The 15,986-nt window shown below is 42.6% G+C and carries 15 protein-coding genes and 2 pseudogenes; 9 read left to right on the forward strand and 8 right to left on the reverse strand.

The genetic code is table 11. The features are described from left to right. Nucleotides 1-251 (reverse strand): annotated as a pseudogene (locus V7K15_RS15345) (hypothetical protein); the annotation flags it as partial. Between the two features lie 161 nt (nt 252-412). Here V7K15_RS15345 and V7K15_RS15350 point away from each other — a divergent pair. From V7K15_RS15350 to V7K15_RS15365, 4 genes are all read left to right on the forward strand, one after another. Further along, nucleotides 413-1,279, forward strand: a complete 867-nt coding sequence (locus V7K15_RS15350) for an aldo/keto reductase (protein WP_334906335.1) — start codon at nt 413-415, stop codon at nt 1,277-1,279. A gap of 144 nt (nt 1,280-1,423) precedes the next feature. Beyond that, on the forward strand, nt 1,424-1,750 hold the full coding sequence (locus tag V7K15_RS15355; protein WP_334906336.1) for a DUF433 domain-containing protein: 327 nt from the start codon (nt 1,424-1,426) through the stop codon (nt 1,748-1,750). Continuing rightward, on the forward strand, nt 1,750-2,091 hold the full coding sequence (locus V7K15_RS15360; protein WP_334906337.1) for a DUF5615 family PIN-like protein: 342 nt from the start codon (nt 1,750-1,752) through the stop codon (nt 2,089-2,091). Before V7K15_RS15355 ends, V7K15_RS15360 begins: the two co-directional genes overlap by 1 nt. Nucleotides 2,092-2,187: 96 nt before the next feature. Continuing rightward, on the forward strand, nt 2,188-2,394 hold the full coding sequence (locus tag V7K15_RS15365; protein ID WP_334906338.1) for a hypothetical protein: 207 nt from the start codon (nt 2,188-2,190) through the stop codon (nt 2,392-2,394). Between the two features lie 192 nt (nt 2,395-2,586). Here the strand turns inward: V7K15_RS15365 and V7K15_RS15370 are convergent, their stop codons facing one another. Next, nucleotides 2,587-3,990, reverse strand: coding sequence for an amidase (locus tag V7K15_RS15370; RefSeq protein WP_334906339.1), 1,404 nt, complete (start codon nt 3,988-3,990; stop codon nt 2,587-2,589). Between the two features lie 207 nt (nt 3,991-4,197). On the opposite strand from V7K15_RS15370, the gene V7K15_RS15375 reads away from it, so the two are divergent. Next, a complete protein-coding gene (locus V7K15_RS15375; protein WP_334906340.1) occupies nt 4,198-5,664 on the forward strand; it encodes a hypothetical protein in 1,467 nt (488 codons plus the stop codon). Nucleotides 5,665-5,802: 138 nt separating this feature from the next. On the opposite strand, the gene map is transcribed toward V7K15_RS15375, so the two are convergent. Both map and V7K15_RS15385 read right to left on the reverse strand, forming a co-directional pair. After that, nucleotides 5,803-6,630 carry a type I methionyl aminopeptidase gene (gene map / locus V7K15_RS15380; protein ID WP_334906341.1) on the reverse strand — a complete coding sequence of 276 codons (828 nt, stop codon included), beginning with the start codon at nt 6,628-6,630 and terminating at the stop codon, nt 5,803-5,805. A 170-nt stretch (nt 6,631-6,800) separates the two neighbouring features. Beyond that, a pseudogene (locus V7K15_RS15385) lies at nt 6,801-6,947 on the reverse strand (copper-binding protein); the annotation flags it as partial. A 33-nt stretch (nt 6,948-6,980) separates the two neighbouring features. Here V7K15_RS15385 and V7K15_RS15390 point away from each other — a divergent pair. Continuing rightward, a complete protein-coding gene (locus tag V7K15_RS15390) occupies nt 6,981-7,802 on the forward strand; it encodes a Uma2 family endonuclease (protein WP_334906342.1) in 822 nt (273 codons plus the stop codon). A 34-nt stretch (nt 7,803-7,836) separates the two neighbouring features. Here the strand turns inward: V7K15_RS15390 and V7K15_RS15395 are convergent, their stop codons facing one another. From V7K15_RS15395 to V7K15_RS15405, 3 genes are all read right to left on the reverse strand, one after another. Next, on the reverse strand, nt 7,837-10,599 hold the full coding sequence (locus tag V7K15_RS15395) for a M16 family metallopeptidase (protein WP_442949678.1): 2,763 nt from the start codon (nt 10,597-10,599) through the stop codon (nt 7,837-7,839). Between the two features lie 472 nt (nt 10,600-11,071). Beyond that, nucleotides 11,072-11,515 carry a VOC family protein gene (locus tag V7K15_RS15400; RefSeq protein WP_334906343.1) on the reverse strand — a complete coding sequence of 148 codons (444 nt, stop codon included), beginning with the start codon at nt 11,513-11,515 and terminating at the stop codon, nt 11,072-11,074. A 59-nt stretch (nt 11,516-11,574) separates the two neighbouring features. Then, nucleotides 11,575-12,087 carry a TIGR02652 family protein gene (locus tag V7K15_RS15405; RefSeq protein ID WP_334906344.1) on the reverse strand — a complete coding sequence of 171 codons (513 nt, stop codon included), beginning with the start codon at nt 12,085-12,087 and terminating at the stop codon, nt 11,575-11,577. Nucleotides 12,088-12,326: 239 nt separating this feature from the next. Here V7K15_RS15405 and V7K15_RS15410 point away from each other — a divergent pair, with 239 nt between their 5' ends. The 3 genes from V7K15_RS15410 to V7K15_RS15420 all read left to right on the forward strand — a co-directional run bounded on the left by V7K15_RS15410 (nt 12,327) and on the right by V7K15_RS15420 (nt 14,573). Next, nucleotides 12,327-12,854, forward strand: a complete 528-nt coding sequence (locus V7K15_RS15410; RefSeq protein ID WP_334906345.1) for a gamma carbonic anhydrase family protein — start codon at nt 12,327-12,329, stop codon at nt 12,852-12,854. A gap of 198 nt (nt 12,855-13,052) precedes the next feature. Then, nucleotides 13,053-13,178 (forward strand): photosystem II protein Y, encoded by a 126-nt coding sequence (locus tag V7K15_RS15415; RefSeq protein WP_334906346.1) that lies wholly within the window; start codon nt 13,053-13,055, stop codon nt 13,176-13,178. 105 nt (nt 13,179-13,283) lie between these two features. Then, nucleotides 13,284-14,573, forward strand: coding sequence for a bifunctional folylpolyglutamate synthase/dihydrofolate synthase (locus V7K15_RS15420; RefSeq protein WP_334906363.1), 1,290 nt, complete (start codon nt 13,284-13,286; stop codon nt 14,571-14,573). Between the two features lie 9 nt (nt 14,574-14,582). Here the strand turns inward: V7K15_RS15420 and V7K15_RS15425 are convergent, their stop codons facing one another. Continuing rightward, a complete protein-coding gene (locus V7K15_RS15425) occupies nt 14,583-15,881 on the reverse strand; it encodes an ABC transporter substrate-binding protein (protein ID WP_334906347.1) in 1,299 nt (432 codons plus the stop codon). Nucleotides 15,882-15,986 lie beyond the last annotated feature (105 nt).

A 15,986-nucleotide genomic window follows, 5' to 3' on the forward strand; every position in this document is an offset into this window, starting at 1 on the left:
ATGTATGCTTCCTGGGGATCAAACATTTTGAGTTTCTCCATGCTTCCCAGCAAATTAAACCGCTTCAATTCACAGTTAATTTGGTTTGGTGAAGGTCGAGTGCAGCTGAGACTAACTGAAGCAGAATCAAAAACTAAGCAGTAAATCAAAAAGCTTAAACAGACAGCAAAAATGCACCACCCGCTAAACCAATAGCTGAGTGGTCGATGCTTTAGCTGCAATTTGGTACGGGTTTCCTCGACAATTTTCATCGGTACTTGTGTATAGAATACTTAACCTCTGAGTAGAGTATTCCCTTCGTAGCCCATTCACTGATCACCAAGTCTAAGTACTAGGGAAGATTTATGATGAATCGCTAAAAAATCTTTGGCTAACTGATAGATAATTGGGGCAGAAAGCTATAGCTAGAAGCATGGAAACTAAACAGCTAGGAAAAACTGATATATTTGTGAGTGCGATCGGTTTGGGTGGTATGCCCATGTCAATTTCTAATCGCCCTCCCGAATCGCAATCAATCGAAGTTATTCATCGTGCCCTCGATCTGGGTATTACATTTATTGACACTGCCGATTCTTACTGCAAAGATGAGTCAGAGAAACATCACAATGAGCAGCTAATTCACAAAGCACTTACTAGCTACAAAGGCGATGTTAGCCAAGTAATTGTGGCAACTAAGGGCGGGTTGATGCGTCCCAATGGCAGCTGGACAAGTAATGGCAACCCAGAACATTTACGCGAAACAATTCGAGTCAGTTTTGAGGCGTTGGGTGGTGCTAAACCCATCGATCTTTGGCAATACCATTCTCCCGATACTAATTACACCATTGAAGAATCCCTTGCAGCAGTTAAAGAAGCAGTGGAAGCTGGTTTGATTCGGTTTGTGGGAGTTTCTAACTTTTCCGTTGAACAAATTAAGCGATCGCGGGATATCGTGAACATTATCTCAGTGCAGAATCAATACAGCCCTTGGCAACGACAGCCAGAAAATGACGGCGTGTTGAAGTATTGCGAACAGGAAGGATTGACCTTTTTGCCTTGGAGTCCCTTTGGTGGTAGTCGTCGCCATCAGAACTTGCAAGATATTTCTGCGATCGCTCAGTTAGCTAAAGAAAAAGGCGTGTCGGTGTATAATATCGTCTTGGCATGGTTGCGTTCCAAGTCCCCCGCTATTTTGCCAATTCCCGGTGCTAGCAAGGTTTCCAGCATTGAAGACTCAGTACAAGCTATCAATGTGAAACTATCTGATCAAGAAGTGCAAAAAATTGATCAGGCAACTTAATTTTATAAGTTCGTAGTCTGTACTGTCTTCGCTAAAGCGCAAACTACGAACAATCCTTACTCATCAGTTATTCATTGATATATCAATAGTTGCGTGAGTTAAAATATTGAATACAGTATTTTATCATGGGTTGGTAGTAATGCTATGACGCTTCAAAGGTTGGAACCAGAACTACTTGCCTTAACGCCAAACGAAAAAGCACAGGCGATTCAGATACTAGCTCAAAGCTTAGGCAATCCTTGGCGGGGAATTGAGAAAATTCCAGGGGTATGTGGTGGCGATGCGTGTATTACAGCAACCCGTATTCCTGTTTGGGTATTAGTTAATGCTCGAAATTTGGGTATTAGCGAAGCTCAACTTTTGAAAGACTATCCAACTTTATCTGCAACTGACTTAACCAACGCTTGGGTTTATGCCACTGTACACCCAGAGGAAATCGCAACAGCCATTAAGGAGAATGAAGAAGACTAATGGCTCGTTTGTATGCAGATGAACAGTTTCCTTATCAGGTTGTGGAGCATTTACGTGATTTGGGGCATAATGTTCTTACTGTCCAAGAAGCAGGAAACGCTAATTTAAAAATTCCTGATGACGAAGTTCTTGCATTTGGAAGTAGCAATGAGCGAGTTATTTTAACCTTAAATCGCAGAGACTTAAAACGCTTGCATCGTTTGCAGCGCACTCATGCTGGTATTATTATTTGTACAGATGATGCAGATAGAAGTAGATTAGCACAAAGGATTCATGCAGCAATTTTGGCGGCAGAACTGTTGGCAAATACATTGATTAGTGTAGTCCGTCCTGTGGGATGAAAAAGATTTTGGAGGTTGAGAAAGATATTTTAACAATAGAAGTCGAAAATCCGACGATTTGGTTAATGAATATTTTGCAAACAGAGGAAGGAAACAATGAAACTAACGGAAATTAAACAGCAAGGATATAAAGCCCTAATTGATGCTTTAGGGGTAGCAGGAACGCTGAGATTTTTACACCAGTTAGAGGTGGGTTATGGTGACTATACCAAAGAACATCATGAATGCCTCGATCAACTCACAATAAATGACTTTCGTAACTATGTTAAACAAAAAAGAGTAAGCAAACTGGGGTTTGAATAAGTCAAAGGTCATTTGACTTGCGGAAAACACTGAAATGAGTAAGCAAACTGGGGTTTGAATAAATCAAAGGTCATTTGACTTGCGGAAAACACTGAAATGAGTAAGTCAAAGGTCATTTTGAGTAAGTCAAAGGTGATTTTGTAAAAGCATTTAAGTATTTTGAGAAAGTAATCAAGTCTTTTTATAAAGCAATTAGCCTGATATTGCCAAGGCTGGACGATGATCAATCCAAGGGTTAGCCGCTTCTAATTGGGCTGCTAGGCTGATCAGGGTAGCTTCAGCCGCAGGTTTACCAATTAGCTGCACACTGATAGGTAAACCCTTACTATCAAAACCTACAGGAATTGCGATCGCAGGTTGTCCAGTTGCATTCGCAGGCGGACAAGGGGCAATCCATTGAATAATATTTTGGAATGTTTCTTCTGGACTCAGCGAAGCCCATTCCCCAACCATGATCGGTGAATGTAGATAAACTGGCAATACCAGCACATCCACGGTATCGAAAAACGCCACAATCTGCCGTGCCACTATCTGCATTTGAGAAACTGCTTGCAGGTACTCGGCAACAGAACCTGTGCGGGCAAATAGCCAGCGATTCACTGGTTGCAAGGCTTCAACAGGAAGTCCCGATGCAGCCACCCCAGCTTGCCAGACGATTTGAAATGGTTCAATTAAACCGCTAAAATCTGGAGATTTCTGTTCAACTTGGTGGCCGAGTTGTTCTAATAACTCGACTGTTTGGCGAACACCTTGCTGACAGTTGGCGTCAGCTTCTCCCAAAGGAGAAATGTTAGTGTCAAAGGCAATTCGCAAAGCACTGAGTTTTGTCTGAGTGGCGGCGAGAAATGATGGTTCGGGATCTGGCAACCAGTAAGGATCGCCTGTGACATAACCAGAGATGATATCCAAAAAGGCGGCAGCATCAGCGACAGTGCGGGCGAGTGGCCCGTTGGCGGCAATTCCAGCCAGACGTTCGCCTACGGGTGCTTTACTCACCCTGCCCCTGGATGGTTTGAGTCCCACCAAACCACAACAAGCCGCAGGCCCCCGAATTGAACCACCGCCATCAGAACCTTGAGCGATCGCACACAATCCGGCTGCTACCGCCGCCGCCGCGCCACCACTAGAACCGCCAGGGGTGTATTCTAAATTCCACGGATTTCTGGCTGGGGGAAAACCCGTAGGTTCACTGTAAGGTAATGAACCTAATTCGGAAGTGGCTGTTTTACCGAGAATAGTAAACCCAGCTTGCTTAATCCGCGTCACAACGCCATCATCATAGTTAGGGACATTGTTCAGCAATGCCGGATTTCCATAGGTACAGGTAACACCCGCTACAGCATTGAGGTCTTTAATGGAAATTGGCACCCCAAAAAATGGCGGTAGTTCTGAGGTAGTTGTCAGTAATTCTGTTTTGGCTTTAGCATCTGCGATCGCTAGTTCTGCCGTCACCGTAAAATAACTTCCTAATTGGGGATTCAACTGCCCAATCCGTTCTAAATATATTTCCACCAACTCTAGCGGTGATACTTCCCGGCGACGGATTAATTGCGCTAACTCTAGGGCTGGGGTAAATGCTAAGTCAACTTCATTCATACGTTAGTGAATGGGTAATTTTGTCTTTCTCTGGGATTTTAAAACTTAAATTGTTACTTTAGCAGGATTTCTGGGAACTATACATTTTATGGCTCCTGAGATTTGTCAATCAACTAGGATGCTGAGATGCAACAGGTGTGGTTACGGTCTTATTCAAGCCATTTTAATTGTTTCGGATAAACTTTCGACAAATCCCTAAGGGTATCTATGGCTAACCTAGAAGTACTTGTGAGTGAATTGCCAGCACTGATTCCGAGTCTAAAACTGACTATTGGCGATTCTAATCAAATCATGGAGCAAATTATCCTGATCAATAATGCTCAGGAACAACTACGGAATCTTAAAAAATTAATTGCTCAGGAATTGAAATTTGATCACATCAAAAATTCGGCGATCGCAACACTGCCTCGAATCGGTACAGTAGCTAATTTGTTTATACCCAGTGTGGGATTAGTAGATCCGGCGATCGCAGAAAAATTTGGCAACTCAAAAACTAAAATTTCATTAACTGATTTACAATCAAAAATTGATTCTTGGATTGAATGGGGTTACTTTTTGCAGGCAATCGCTGCTGATATTCTCAGTGATATTCAGTTGGTCAATCAACTCAATTCTGATATTAGCTATCCAAGTCTATCCGCCAATTTTCAGGTAATTGCTGAAAGCTTAAAAATAAACTTAGACTTTGGCAACTCTAATATTTTACAACGCCAAATTCAAAAAATTAGCAATTCCCAAAAGGAGCTATTACAGTTACAGGAAAAATTAACTTATAGTTTTAATACTGTTAAAAATAGTCATAGCTTATTAAATATTTTATTAGGTGTGTCTGCTTTTTATGGTAAATCTGGCTTCGCTTTAGAGTGGTTAGATGATGACCACGAATTAATTATATCGAGTCAGGGAAAATTCCAAGAATTGACAGATATTCTTAATGATTGTGATTTTTTTCAAGAAAAAATTGCTACTCTAATTATTCAGGGTGACACTTTAAGGGAACAGGCAGAACAAGTCCTAAAAAACATTGAACAGGAAAGTAGTAAAGAACCAATTATTAGCCAGCAAGTAGAAATAGTACCAAAGTTTTCGACACAAAAAATAGTACGTTCGACTTTGATTATAGCCTCCAGTTTATTAATCTTAGGTTTTGGAGGTTGGAAACTTAAAGAGCAAAGTCAACAATTACAGCAGATAAGTCTAAGTTTAACTCAAGAAGGAAGTGCGAACGCTAACTTTAAATCTGCTCAAAAACTTGGTATGGAGGCTGCTTCTCTGGTTCAAAATCCACCCCATCCTCTACAAGTCTGGCAACAAGCACAAAACAAATGGCATCAGGCAATAATCTTGTTAGATAGTATTCCTCATCAAACATCAGTTTCTGATCAGGCAAAGAATAAATTAGCTTACTATCAGATTAACTATAAATTTATCAGTCAAAGAGTCTTAATTCAAAAGAAAGGTATAGCAGATTTAGAATTAGCCCAAAAACTAGCCATAGAAGCTAATTTAGTTGGACAAAATTCACCTCATTCACGACGAATTCGGCAGCAAGCAAAAGATAAATGGGAGCAAGCAATTAATTTATTAGAAGCGATTCCAGAGACTACATTTGTCTCTATAGAAGCTAAAGAAACACTTCCTCTTTATAAAACTAACTATGCGGCCATCAAGTAAGATAATCCAAAACTAAACTTCACACCTAAGTCCTGATTTCCAACACAAGTTTAATATTCTCTGCGTTCCTTTGCGCTTCCCTCCGCGAACCTAGCCTGCGGGAAGGGGAAGCGCCTATGCGTTAAAAACAACTAACAATTACACCTTAGAACGGTCAGTCAAAATCTCATAACCAGTTTCCGTTACCAACACTGTATGCTCAAACTGAGCCGACAAAGAATTATCCACAGTGACAGCAGTCCAACGATCAGATAATGTCCGCGTGTGTCTAGAACCTGCATTTAAAATTGGCTCAATTGCCAGCGTCATCCCCGCACGGAGTTTAACATTTGGCATCTCGCGGGTACGGTAGTTGAATACTGAAGGTTCTTCATGCAAATTACGACCAACACCGTGTCCCGTGAACTCTTCAACTATACTAAAACCGTTAACTTTTACATGGTCTTCAATTGCTCCAGCTAAGTCAAGCAGGTATGCACCCGCCTTAACTTGTTCAATGCCCTTATATAAAGCTTCTTCTGCTATGCGAATTAATTTAGCAGCTTCTTGGGTTATTTCACCGACAGCAATTGAAATGCAAGAATCACCATGAAAACCTTGGTAATAAGCGCCCGTATCTACTTTTAATACATCCCCCACGCGAATGACTTTCTTGGGACTAGGAATGCCATGTACAGCTTCATTGTTAATGCTGGAACAGATAGAACCGGGAAAACCGTGATATCCTTTAAAACTCGGTGTTGCACCCATTTCGCGGATGCGTTTTTCTGCATAAACATCCAAATCAGCCGTTGTCATTCCTGGCTTTACTAACTCGGAAATTTCTTTGAGGACAGTTGCTACAATTGTGGCTGATTGCCGCATGATTTCAATTTCACGCGGCGATTTAATTTCAATTCCTCGGCGTTGTTTTTTCCCAGTTGCAGGCTGAGTTGTTTGAGAAAGTAAGTTACTGAAAATGTTCATAGAAAATTAATAATTACTGGTGACTGTGCTGCTGAAGGATGAATGCTTTCTCTAGATTACTTGAGAAATAATATCTATAATTTAAGTTATTTTAATCCCTATAGGGATTCTTGCAGTTTAGCCGCTAACGTATATAGAATAACACATTCGGATACTCCTCATGTATTGGATTTGAGTTCCAGTTCAGGAATGGCTGCTTTAATTTGTACTTTCCCTGCTTCGACTTTTTGCGTCCAGATGCCATCGGCAAAATCTTTGGCGGGAAAATAGTGTTTCAGTTGACTAGGATTAGTTAACCGCAACTGATAGCATTTACCAATATAATTAATCAATTTCCTCCCAAATTCCTTATGACTTCCTCTCCTCCCTTTATCCCTCAATCTGATCCTCCCCTTCCTCCTTGGGAAACCCTACCAACGATGTATGATTTACCAAGTGACAACCCAGAGGAACCAGGTTTGCCAGACGATTTTCACTTTTTACAGCCTTTACTTTTATACTTAACTTTTCAACCCACTATCTGGAATCCAGAATTAGTTTACAGCGCTGCTGACCTAAATCTCTACTATGATCTCCAGCATCCTTTATGGTATAAGCGCCCAGATTGGTTTGGTGTGGTAGGAGTATCAAAACTCTACAAAGGGGAGGACTTGCGTTTAAGTTATGTAACTTGGCAAGAACCAGCAAATCCTTTTGTGGTAGTGGAATTATTATCTCCAGGTACAGAAGCGGAAGATTTAGGTATGAAAAAAAACGCAGCCGATAAACCTCCCAGCAAATGGGAAGTTTATGAAGGAATTCTGCGGATTCCCTACTATATTGTTTTTAGTCGCTACACTGATGAACTCCAAGCTTTTCAGCTAGCAGGCGGTCATTATGAACCGATGAATTTGACTCAGGGACGTTTACCAATGCCAGAGTTGGGTTTAAGTTTGGGATTATGGCAGGGGTCATTTCAAGATATTCCTAAGTTGTGGTTAAGGTGGTTTACCTTAGCAGGAGAATTAATTCCAGTACCCACAGAAGAAGCGGCTATGGCCAAACAAGAAGCGGCTACGGCCAAACAAGAAGCGGCTACGGCTAAACAAGAAGCGGCTACGGCTAAACAAAAGGCAGAACAATTAACAGAACGTTTGCGTCAGTTAGGCGTGAATCCTGATGAGCTAGATTAATATTTGTCATTTGTCATTTGTCATTTGTCCCCAGTTAGCGAATACTTTTCTCTGCTAACACAGATGGACCAGCAGTGACGACCACAATTTGATCTGGGTGGAGTAACTCACGAGCCGCTTGATTCACTTCGGCAAGGGTAACTTTCTGGATTTTATCAGTGAAAGAGTGCAATTCTACTTTATCTAATCCATATACCTCATTCATCAGAATTCTATCTGTTAATTCCTCTGGGTTGGCCAGGGAAACGTTGTAGTTGCTGATGAGGGTGCGTTTAGCTGTTTCTACTTCTAGTGCGGTGACGCCTTGCTGATGGATTTGCTGTAACATTTGGCGGGTGCTAGCGATCGCTTTGGTGCTATCTTCTGGACTAGTCTGCATCTCAATCAAAAATGTCCCGGCATTCTTAAGAGCTTGGAAGTAGCTATAAATTCCATAGCTCAAACCTTGGCGATCGCGCACTTCTGCACCCAGTCTACTAGATAATGTATCTCCTCCCAAAATCTGGTTCAATACTAAGGCTGCGTGAAACCGATGATCATAACGGTTAATACTTGTGCAACCCATATAAGTAACAGCTTGGGCTTTACCTGGTAAGACTGGGTTGAGACTGACTATTTTCTCCAGTATTGGCACCGTGGGATATTTTAATGTTGGTGCTTCGCCACGAACTTCCCAGTTACCAAACTCATTTTGAAGGAGCGATCGCACAATGTCTAGATCAAAATCTCCTACCAGCGCTAGCACAGTCGTATCTGGACGATAATGTTTAGCTTTGAAATCAATCACATCCTGGCGCTGAATCTGATGTAAACTCTCCTCTGTGGGAAAGGTGTGTAAAGGATGTTTTTTCGGGTAAATTGACTGAACAAATATTCTTCTGGCTACTTCTGATGGCTCATCTAATTCCTGTTGCAGATCAGTTAAAGTTTGTTGGCGATGCAGTTCCAAATCTTTGACTGGAAAGGTACAATTTTTAACAACATCTGCCAATACCTCAACGAGTATCGGCAAATCCTCTGCTAAACTATCACCCTCAATATGCACACCTTCGCTATATGCTTGAAAGTCTAGACTCGCCCCTCGTTTTGCCAAGACTTTGGCAATAGTTAAGACATCCTTGCTATTAGTGCCATTGAGCAAATTTGCTGCTACAAAAGCAGCCAGTCCAGCTTGATTATCTGGATCAAATTCCGTCCCCGCTTGAATATGTCCGCTCAGGGTAACGGTGGGAGTACTATTATCTCTTAACAGTAATATCCGCAGTCCGTTGGTCAATTTAAATTGCTTTGGTAATACTTGGGCGATGTCTTCTCTACCAGAGGCTGACGCTTTATGACTCCCTACACGAACGCTAATGCCAACGACGGCAAGCAACGCATCTGTAGCTGAATCTACAGGTGGTAAGTACTTCATCACCTCAGACAGAAGCACAGGTGCTACAGGAGAGAAATTCTCTGTAGTTTGGGCTGAGTCTGGTTTATCACCAACCTCTATTACCTGCTTCTGGGTTGGTTCAAAAAAGCCTACTGTCCGGGCTTCTTTTCTCAGGTATTTGTTAATCACAGCGACAACATCCGTCGGCTTCACCAGACGGACAGCTGCCAAATAGCGGTCTGTGTAGTGATAATCACCAGCAGTTGTTTGATCATGTCCCAATCGCATTGCTTGAGAGGTGATATCACGGTTACTCAAAATTACATCTGCTATTAATTGGGTTTTGGCTTGTTCTACTTCCTCAGATGTCACGCCTTTTTCTGCTACATTGGCGATCGCGCTACTCAACACTGAGTCAATTTTTTTCAAATCTTGTTTAGAACCAGCCGTTACCAACACCTCATACCAGCCAGATTCTCGCAAACTGGTAATAGATGCTGTGACTTCATTAGCTAAACCTGACTCCACTAATGCCTGATAAAGTCTCGAATTCCGTCCCTCTGTAAAGATGTAATCCATCACATCCAGCGCCGGCACATCCGGTTGATTTGCATCCGGTAGCGGATACACAACTTGTAACAGCCGCCCTGCTCCCGGTTCTCGCAATATTATGGGAGTGCTGAGTGCTGTTAGCGGATAGCTATGGTTTAGCCCGTGCTGAGTGCTGAGTGAGGCTTTTGACTCAGCACTCAGCACTCGTTTCTCAGCACTGTTCTTTGGTAGTTCGCCAAATACTTCTTTAACTGTTTCGAGGGTATTTGCAGTTTGAAAATCTCCAACAATCACTAAGACGGCATTATCGGGGCTGTAAAAATCGCGGTAATATTTTTCTACCTGTTCAACTTGAAATTTCTCGACATCAGCTTTGGTGCCACCTACAGGCAACCCATAAGCATGATTGGGAAACACCGCCTGCATGAGGGCGCGGTTGAGGCGATATTCTGGACTATTTTCGTAACCCTGCAACTCCGAAATTACTACCCGCTTCTCACTCGCCAGTTGTTCCGGCTCAATCTGGGAATTTTGCATTCTGTCTGCTTCCAGCACTAAGAGCGCTTTTAGCTTGTTTCGTTCCACAGTACCGTAATATGCAGTTTGGTCATAGCTGGTGAAAGCATTAGAATCACTACCTAAAGCACTAAACAAACGTCCAAATTGAATCGGACGATTTTTTGTCCCTTTAAACATCATGTGTTCCAACTGGTGGGCAATGCCATTCACGCCCGGTTCTTCGTTGCGTGAGCCAACCTTATACCACACCTGCACCGTCACTACTGGCGCAGTATGCACTTCCTTTGTCAGGACAGTTAGACCATTCTCCAGCACTGTTTTGCGGACATTTTCTGTCAGTGTTGAGGGCATTATTGTTTTTGCTAGCAAGGTTGAGTAGTATTTTTCTTTGTTAAATGTAGTTCCATATTCGCTATGAGCAGGTTAATCGCTCAACAAAAAACTGCTACTAGCCATAAGCTTAAAAGTAATAACGGCAAGGGATATTTATACAATCTAGAAAATCCATAGTTTTCATTTATTTTAACCACATCTTGTAGGGGCAATACCCTGCGGTCAGCTAAAGCTACATGAATTGCCCCTACAGCATGGTCTGTTTAGCTAAAAATCGCTGTAAGTGCCTCGTTCCCAGTCGGAGACTGGGAATGCCTACTGGAAGGCTCCGCCTTCCTGACTCGCGGCAGAGCCGCAATGAGGTGCATTTCCAGCCAGAGGCTAGAAACGAGGTTTTAAAGGGGTTTAGCTTAAGTTGACACCAATGAGCTTTTTCTGTGCCTCTACAGCATGATATGTTTAGCTGAAAAATGTAATAACAAAAGCTAAATTATGGGAGTTTTGCTAAAACCCGAATGAATTCCAGAGGTAAACCATCGGTATCGGCGATGAAAGCTACTTCGTAAATGCGATCGCCTATTTGCTGTTGTGTCGGTTCTAAAAGTACCTTCAACGGTTGTAATTCTTCGGATTGACTCTCAGCAGCTAGTGATACACGTTCTTGTAAACTTGTCAACCAGCTAGGCAAATCTGGTGTAATCTCAGTTAAATCGAACGAGAGATGATAATATCCCACATAATGTTCGTCAGCAAAGGCATCTGGGGCTCGTTTTGGTTCGGGGATTTGGATCAGTTCAATTCTGCCGCCCAATCCTTCCATCCAGCAAGCTAGAGTGTAGCCTGTAGTAAAGCGTTCCGAAATTGTAAAACCTAAATGTTCGTAGAAAGCGATCGCTCGATGAATATTCGCAGTCCGAATAGAAGCGTGGTGCATAATTATTCATTAGTCATTAGTCATTAGTCATTAGTTATTTGACTAATGACTAATGACCATTACTCAAATAACCTGAAATAAGGATAGCGTACAGGGACGCCAGGCTCTTTTTCCAAGTCAAAATTAATCACTTCCCAACAGGGATCTTCTGAGGTATCGGGGCTAAACTCCACGGGTAAGCCATACAAACGTGCCGCAGTAGCTTCCGGCACTCCAGAACGCCAAGGTGTGCTGCGTTCTAAGTAGCCACTCATCAATTCCTGATAGCGTTGAGCAATAATCACCTTTGTTGCTCGATAGCCTTGGGTATAAAGCTTGTCTAATGCTTCGTGAATTTCAAAGCGAATACCATCGGGATGAGTATGCTGTCTATACCATTCATTATTCCACCTCCGCCAATGACGCCCCGATTGCAAATGGATTAACTCTCCATTTTTAGGATTAGCTTCAAACGCGCCATGACGCGTACACAAATAGGTATCTGTTAATGTCAGCGCCGGAATAGTCTGGCGACAATGGGGACACTGTATTTCCGGCCCAAACATCGGGTACTGCAAGCCTGGATTCATCATGAAGTGCGTACAAACATAATTTTGTCTTCACCAGCGCGAGTGGGTTTGATTATACACTTCGGCTCTACAACTTTGGGTTACTTGCTCACTGCTGCACAGACAGGGGGTTGCGGCAGGAACATTGTTCACTAGTCTTTTCCTCAGCCTAGAGGCTTGACGCTGTGATATCCTGGTTGTGCAACCAGCCTCAAAGGTTGGAGTTTCTCCAGTGTTCCTGGGTACCATATTCATATTCTATCGTGTCTACCCCTTCTTACTGGACATCTCCTGATTTTTCTCAAGCGGCCTTCATCGCAGCCAATGCTGTTGTTATCGGTTCGGTAAATATAGCAGCAGGTGTGAGCATTTGGTATGGAGCAGTGGTAAGAGGAGATGTTGAACGGATTGAAATTGGCGAATGTACAAATATTCAGGATGGTGCAATTCTACATGGTGATCCTGGTTTTCCGACAATTTTAGAAGATCATGTTACTGTAGGGCATCGCGCTGTAGTACATTCCGCTTATATTGAACGTGGAAGTTTGATTGGCATTGGCGCAGTGATTTTAGACGGGGTACGAGTGGGCGCTGGTAGCATTATTGGTGCTGGCGCAGTAGTAACTAAAAATATACCGCCTTTATCCCTAGTTGTCGGTATTCCTGGAAAAGTGTTACGAGAAGTAACAGACGTTGAAGCCGCAGAACTCATTGAACACGCTAAACGTTACCAAAAGTTAGCTTTAGTTCATGCTGGTAACGGTACTGATATCGGTTTTCGCAAGTCTTAGGGAGTGGGGAGTTTTGAGTACTGTTAGCTATCCGCTAACGGAAAAGAGCAACTGTTTTGCTCAATGCCTAATGCCCAATGCCCAATAATTTAAAGATTCTTTACATATAGGTTGCGAAAAATTGCCCACTTCAGCTAAAAATAAAAATGAGGACAGTTGACAAAACTTTAATTTCTACTTAAAAGAGGGTTTCTAGATATGGATATCGATTACCGTATAGCGATCGTTTTAGCACCAGTAGCCATTGCTGCTAGCTGGGCAGTATTTAATATTGGTGCTGCGGCTTTAAGACAAATTCAAGGCTTTTGGGATAAGGAAGCCTAAATTCGGCTGAATATCATCGATCTTCAACCGGCTGTTTCTCTTCACAGAGGCAGTCGGTTTTATTTGTCATTTTTCAGTCGTCCCCCATTCCCCACTGCCCCTTCTGTGGATATCGATTCTGTAATACAACCCCTGCAACGCTTTGGTGTCCATTTGGGACTCGATCGCATTGTGAATCTATTGGCAAATCTCGGCAATCCCCATCACCAAATCCCGGTAATTCATGTTGCTGGCACTAATGGTAAAGGTTCAGTCTGTGCCTATCTTTCCTCAGTACTTACTGAGGCTGGTTATCGTACAGGACGCTACACTTCCCCCCATTTAGTTGATTGGAACGAACGTATTTGTCTGAATGAACAACCAATTTCCTCTGAGGAATTGAGTCAATTATTAGAAAAAGTCCAAGCGGCAATTCGGGCTGGTGACGATTCCGCAACTCAGTTTGAAGTAATTACCGCAGCAGCTTGGTTATATTTTGCCCAGCAGCAAGTCGATGTGGCTGTGGTAGAAGTCGGACTAGGAGGGCGCTTAGATGCTACAAATGTCTGCTTGGAACCGCTAGTTACGATCATTACTTCCATCAGCCGGGAACACTGGCAGCAACTTGGCCCCAATATCGCTGACATTGCTAGAGAAAAAGCAGGTATTCTCAAACCTGGATGTGCCGTTGTGGTTGGAACATTGCCACCGGATGCAGAGAAAGTTGTGCGATCGCGTGCTTTAGAATTAGAATGCCCGATTTTTACACCTCAACCCGCCCGTCAAACAAATCCAGGATGGGCAGAATATCAAACAATTCAAAATTCTAATTTAATTAAATATCCGTTGGCGTTAGCGGGACAGATTCAATTAACTAATTCAGCTTTGGCTTTAGCTGCTTTAGAAATTCTCCAACAATCAGGTTGGCAGATTTCTGAAGAAGCCATAATTAACGGCATGGCAAAAACCCAATGGCCGGGGCGGATGCAATGGACTACTTGGAAAAACCATAAATTATTACTTGATGGCGCACATAATACCGCCGCCGCTCAAGTTCTGCGCGATTATGTCGATAGCTTAGACGCAGTTAATCACAAGCCCATAAATTGGGTTATGGGAATGTTTTCCGATAAGGATCATACTGATATTTTTGCCGCCTTACTGCGGCCAGGCGATCGCCTTTTTTTAGTACCAATACCAGTAGAACCTTGGCCGGGTAGAACTTCTGCCGATTTACAGGAATTAGCAAACCTAGCATATAGCCTCTGTCCAGAATTAAGCGATCGCCAAATACATCCAGATTTATTCACAGCATTAGAAGCCACAACCTCAACCGCCACCACAGACGATTTAATTGTTTTGTGTGGTTCCCTTTATTTAGTCGGAGATTTTTTACAAAGAGCAAGTAGGGAGTAATGCCCAAATTTATCTTTGATCCCACTCCTGCGCCGCATCCTCTACAGCTTTATCTACAGTCTTTTGCCCTAACATTGCTCCTTGCAAGTTCTCGTAAACTGCCTTTTGCAGTTTGTTGAAATCCTTCAAAGTCGGGGTTAATATTTCTGCGTGTTCCAGTTCTTTAGCACTGATAACTCGCGCTTTTTCTACTGTTGAAGCATTAGCCGGAACATCTTTAAAGTAACTATCAGACAAAGCTTTGACTGTAGAAGGTAAGACATTTGCCGCTTTAGCAAAGGCTAACTGATTTTCGTCATTGGTGACAAATAAAGCAAATTTCACAGCGCCGTCTGGTTGTTTGCTATCGCGGGGAATAACTATGTTCATCACCGCGACATTTTTTTTGCCTGTGTCACCAGTCAGTTGGGGTGCTATTCCCGAAGCTTGAGCAATTTTTGGGGCATTATTAGCGATCGTTTTCAGAAACTCTGGCCCAGAAGCTAGAAACGCAGTCTCTCCAGATTGATATAAATCAATCGCCTGGCGATGTCCTTGCGTCAAAACTTCTTTAGGAAGCAAGCCTTTTTTATACAAATCTACCCAATACTGAAACGCTGCTTTCCCTTGTGCTGAATTAAACGCCGCTTTCCCATCAGCATCTATTAAAGTGACCCCCATTTGCACGAAAGATTCCAGCACTTCTCCGGAATCTTGCGGTACGAAAGTCACAAAAAAGGCATATTTCCCCGTCTTATCTTTAATTTGTTGGGCTGCTTGTGCCAATTCTGCGTAGGTTGCGGGTGGTTTATTGATACCTGCCTGTTTTAATAAATCGGTGTTATAAATAGTTAGCCGTGTGGTGAGATACCAAGGAATCCCAAAACTCTTGCCGTTGAGGGTGCTTGCCTTCCAGATATTTGGTAGATAGGAGGAGCGTACATCGTTTGGGACTTTTGCATCTAAATCTAACCAGGCATTTCGTCCGGCAAGTTGGGAAGCGAAACCTGGATTGAGGTTAACTACGTCAGGTGGCCTTTTTGCGGAGACAGCTGTTAAAATTTTGTTCTCCATCGCCGCCCAAGGTACATCAATCCAGTTAACCTTTATACCTGGATTTTGCGATTCAAAACTCGCAATTAGGCTTTTGAAGTAGTCGGTAAATTGAGGTTGGAGTTGCATTGTCCAAAACTCAACAGTTGCCGCCCCTGAAGGAGCTTGTTTCGTACTTGTACCAACATTGCCTGTGCTGCAACTTACAATCCAAGTGGTTAATAAGCCAAGCAGTGCCAAAGCAACAAATTGTTTAAATTTTCGTAATTGAATCATTTTCCCAGTATTTTTACGCTTGTTCAGTTTGAAAAGCTTAGGCAGAATGTCGAGATTATAGGCTAAATAAATTACCTAGCACAAAATCCATCTTTTAGTACATTT

The sequence above is a fragment of the Nostoc sp. genome (assembly GCF_036919815.1).
GTDB lineage: Bacteria > Cyanobacteriota > Cyanobacteriia > Cyanobacteriales > Nostocaceae > Nostoc.

Coding starts and splice junctions, on each gene's coding strand:
- V7K15_RS15350 (WP_334906335.1), top strand. CDS start 413: ATGGAAACTAAACAGCTAGGAAAAACTGATATATTTGTGAGTGCGATC.
- V7K15_RS15355 (WP_334906336.1), top strand. CDS start 1,424: ATGACGCTTCAAAGGTTGGAACCAGAACTACTTGCCTTAACGCCAAAC.
- V7K15_RS15360 (WP_334906337.1), top strand. CDS start 1,750: ATGGCTCGTTTGTATGCAGATGAACAGTTTCCTTATCAGGTTGTGGAG.
- V7K15_RS15365 (WP_334906338.1), top strand. CDS start 2,188: ATGAAACTAACGGAAATTAAACAGCAAGGATATAAAGCCCTAATTGAT.
- V7K15_RS15370 (WP_334906339.1), bottom strand. CDS start 3,990: ATGAATGAAGTTGACTTAGCATTTACCCCAGCCCTAGAGTTAGCGCAA.
- V7K15_RS15375 (WP_334906340.1), top strand. CDS start 4,198: ATGGCTAACCTAGAAGTACTTGTGAGTGAATTGCCAGCACTGATTCCG.
- map (WP_334906341.1), bottom strand. CDS start 6,630: ATGAACATTTTCAGTAACTTACTTTCTCAAACAACTCAGCCTGCAACT.
- V7K15_RS15390 (WP_334906342.1), top strand. CDS start 6,981: ATGACTTCCTCTCCTCCCTTTATCCCTCAATCTGATCCTCCCCTTCCT.
- V7K15_RS15395 (WP_442949678.1), bottom strand. CDS start 10,599: ATGCCCTCAACACTGACAGAAAATGTCCGCAAAACAGTGCTGGAGAAT.
- V7K15_RS15400 (WP_334906343.1), bottom strand. CDS start 11,515: ATGCACCACGCTTCTATTCGGACTGCGAATATTCATCGAGCGATCGCT.
- V7K15_RS15405 (WP_334906344.1), bottom strand. CDS start 12,087: ATGATGAATCCAGGCTTGCAGTACCCGATGTTTGGGCCGGAAATACAG.
- V7K15_RS15415 (WP_334906346.1), top strand. CDS start 13,053: ATGGATATCGATTACCGTATAGCGATCGTTTTAGCACCAGTAGCCATT.
- V7K15_RS15425 (WP_334906347.1), bottom strand. CDS start 15,881: ATGATTCAATTACGAAAATTTAAACAATTTGTTGCTTTGGCACTGCTT.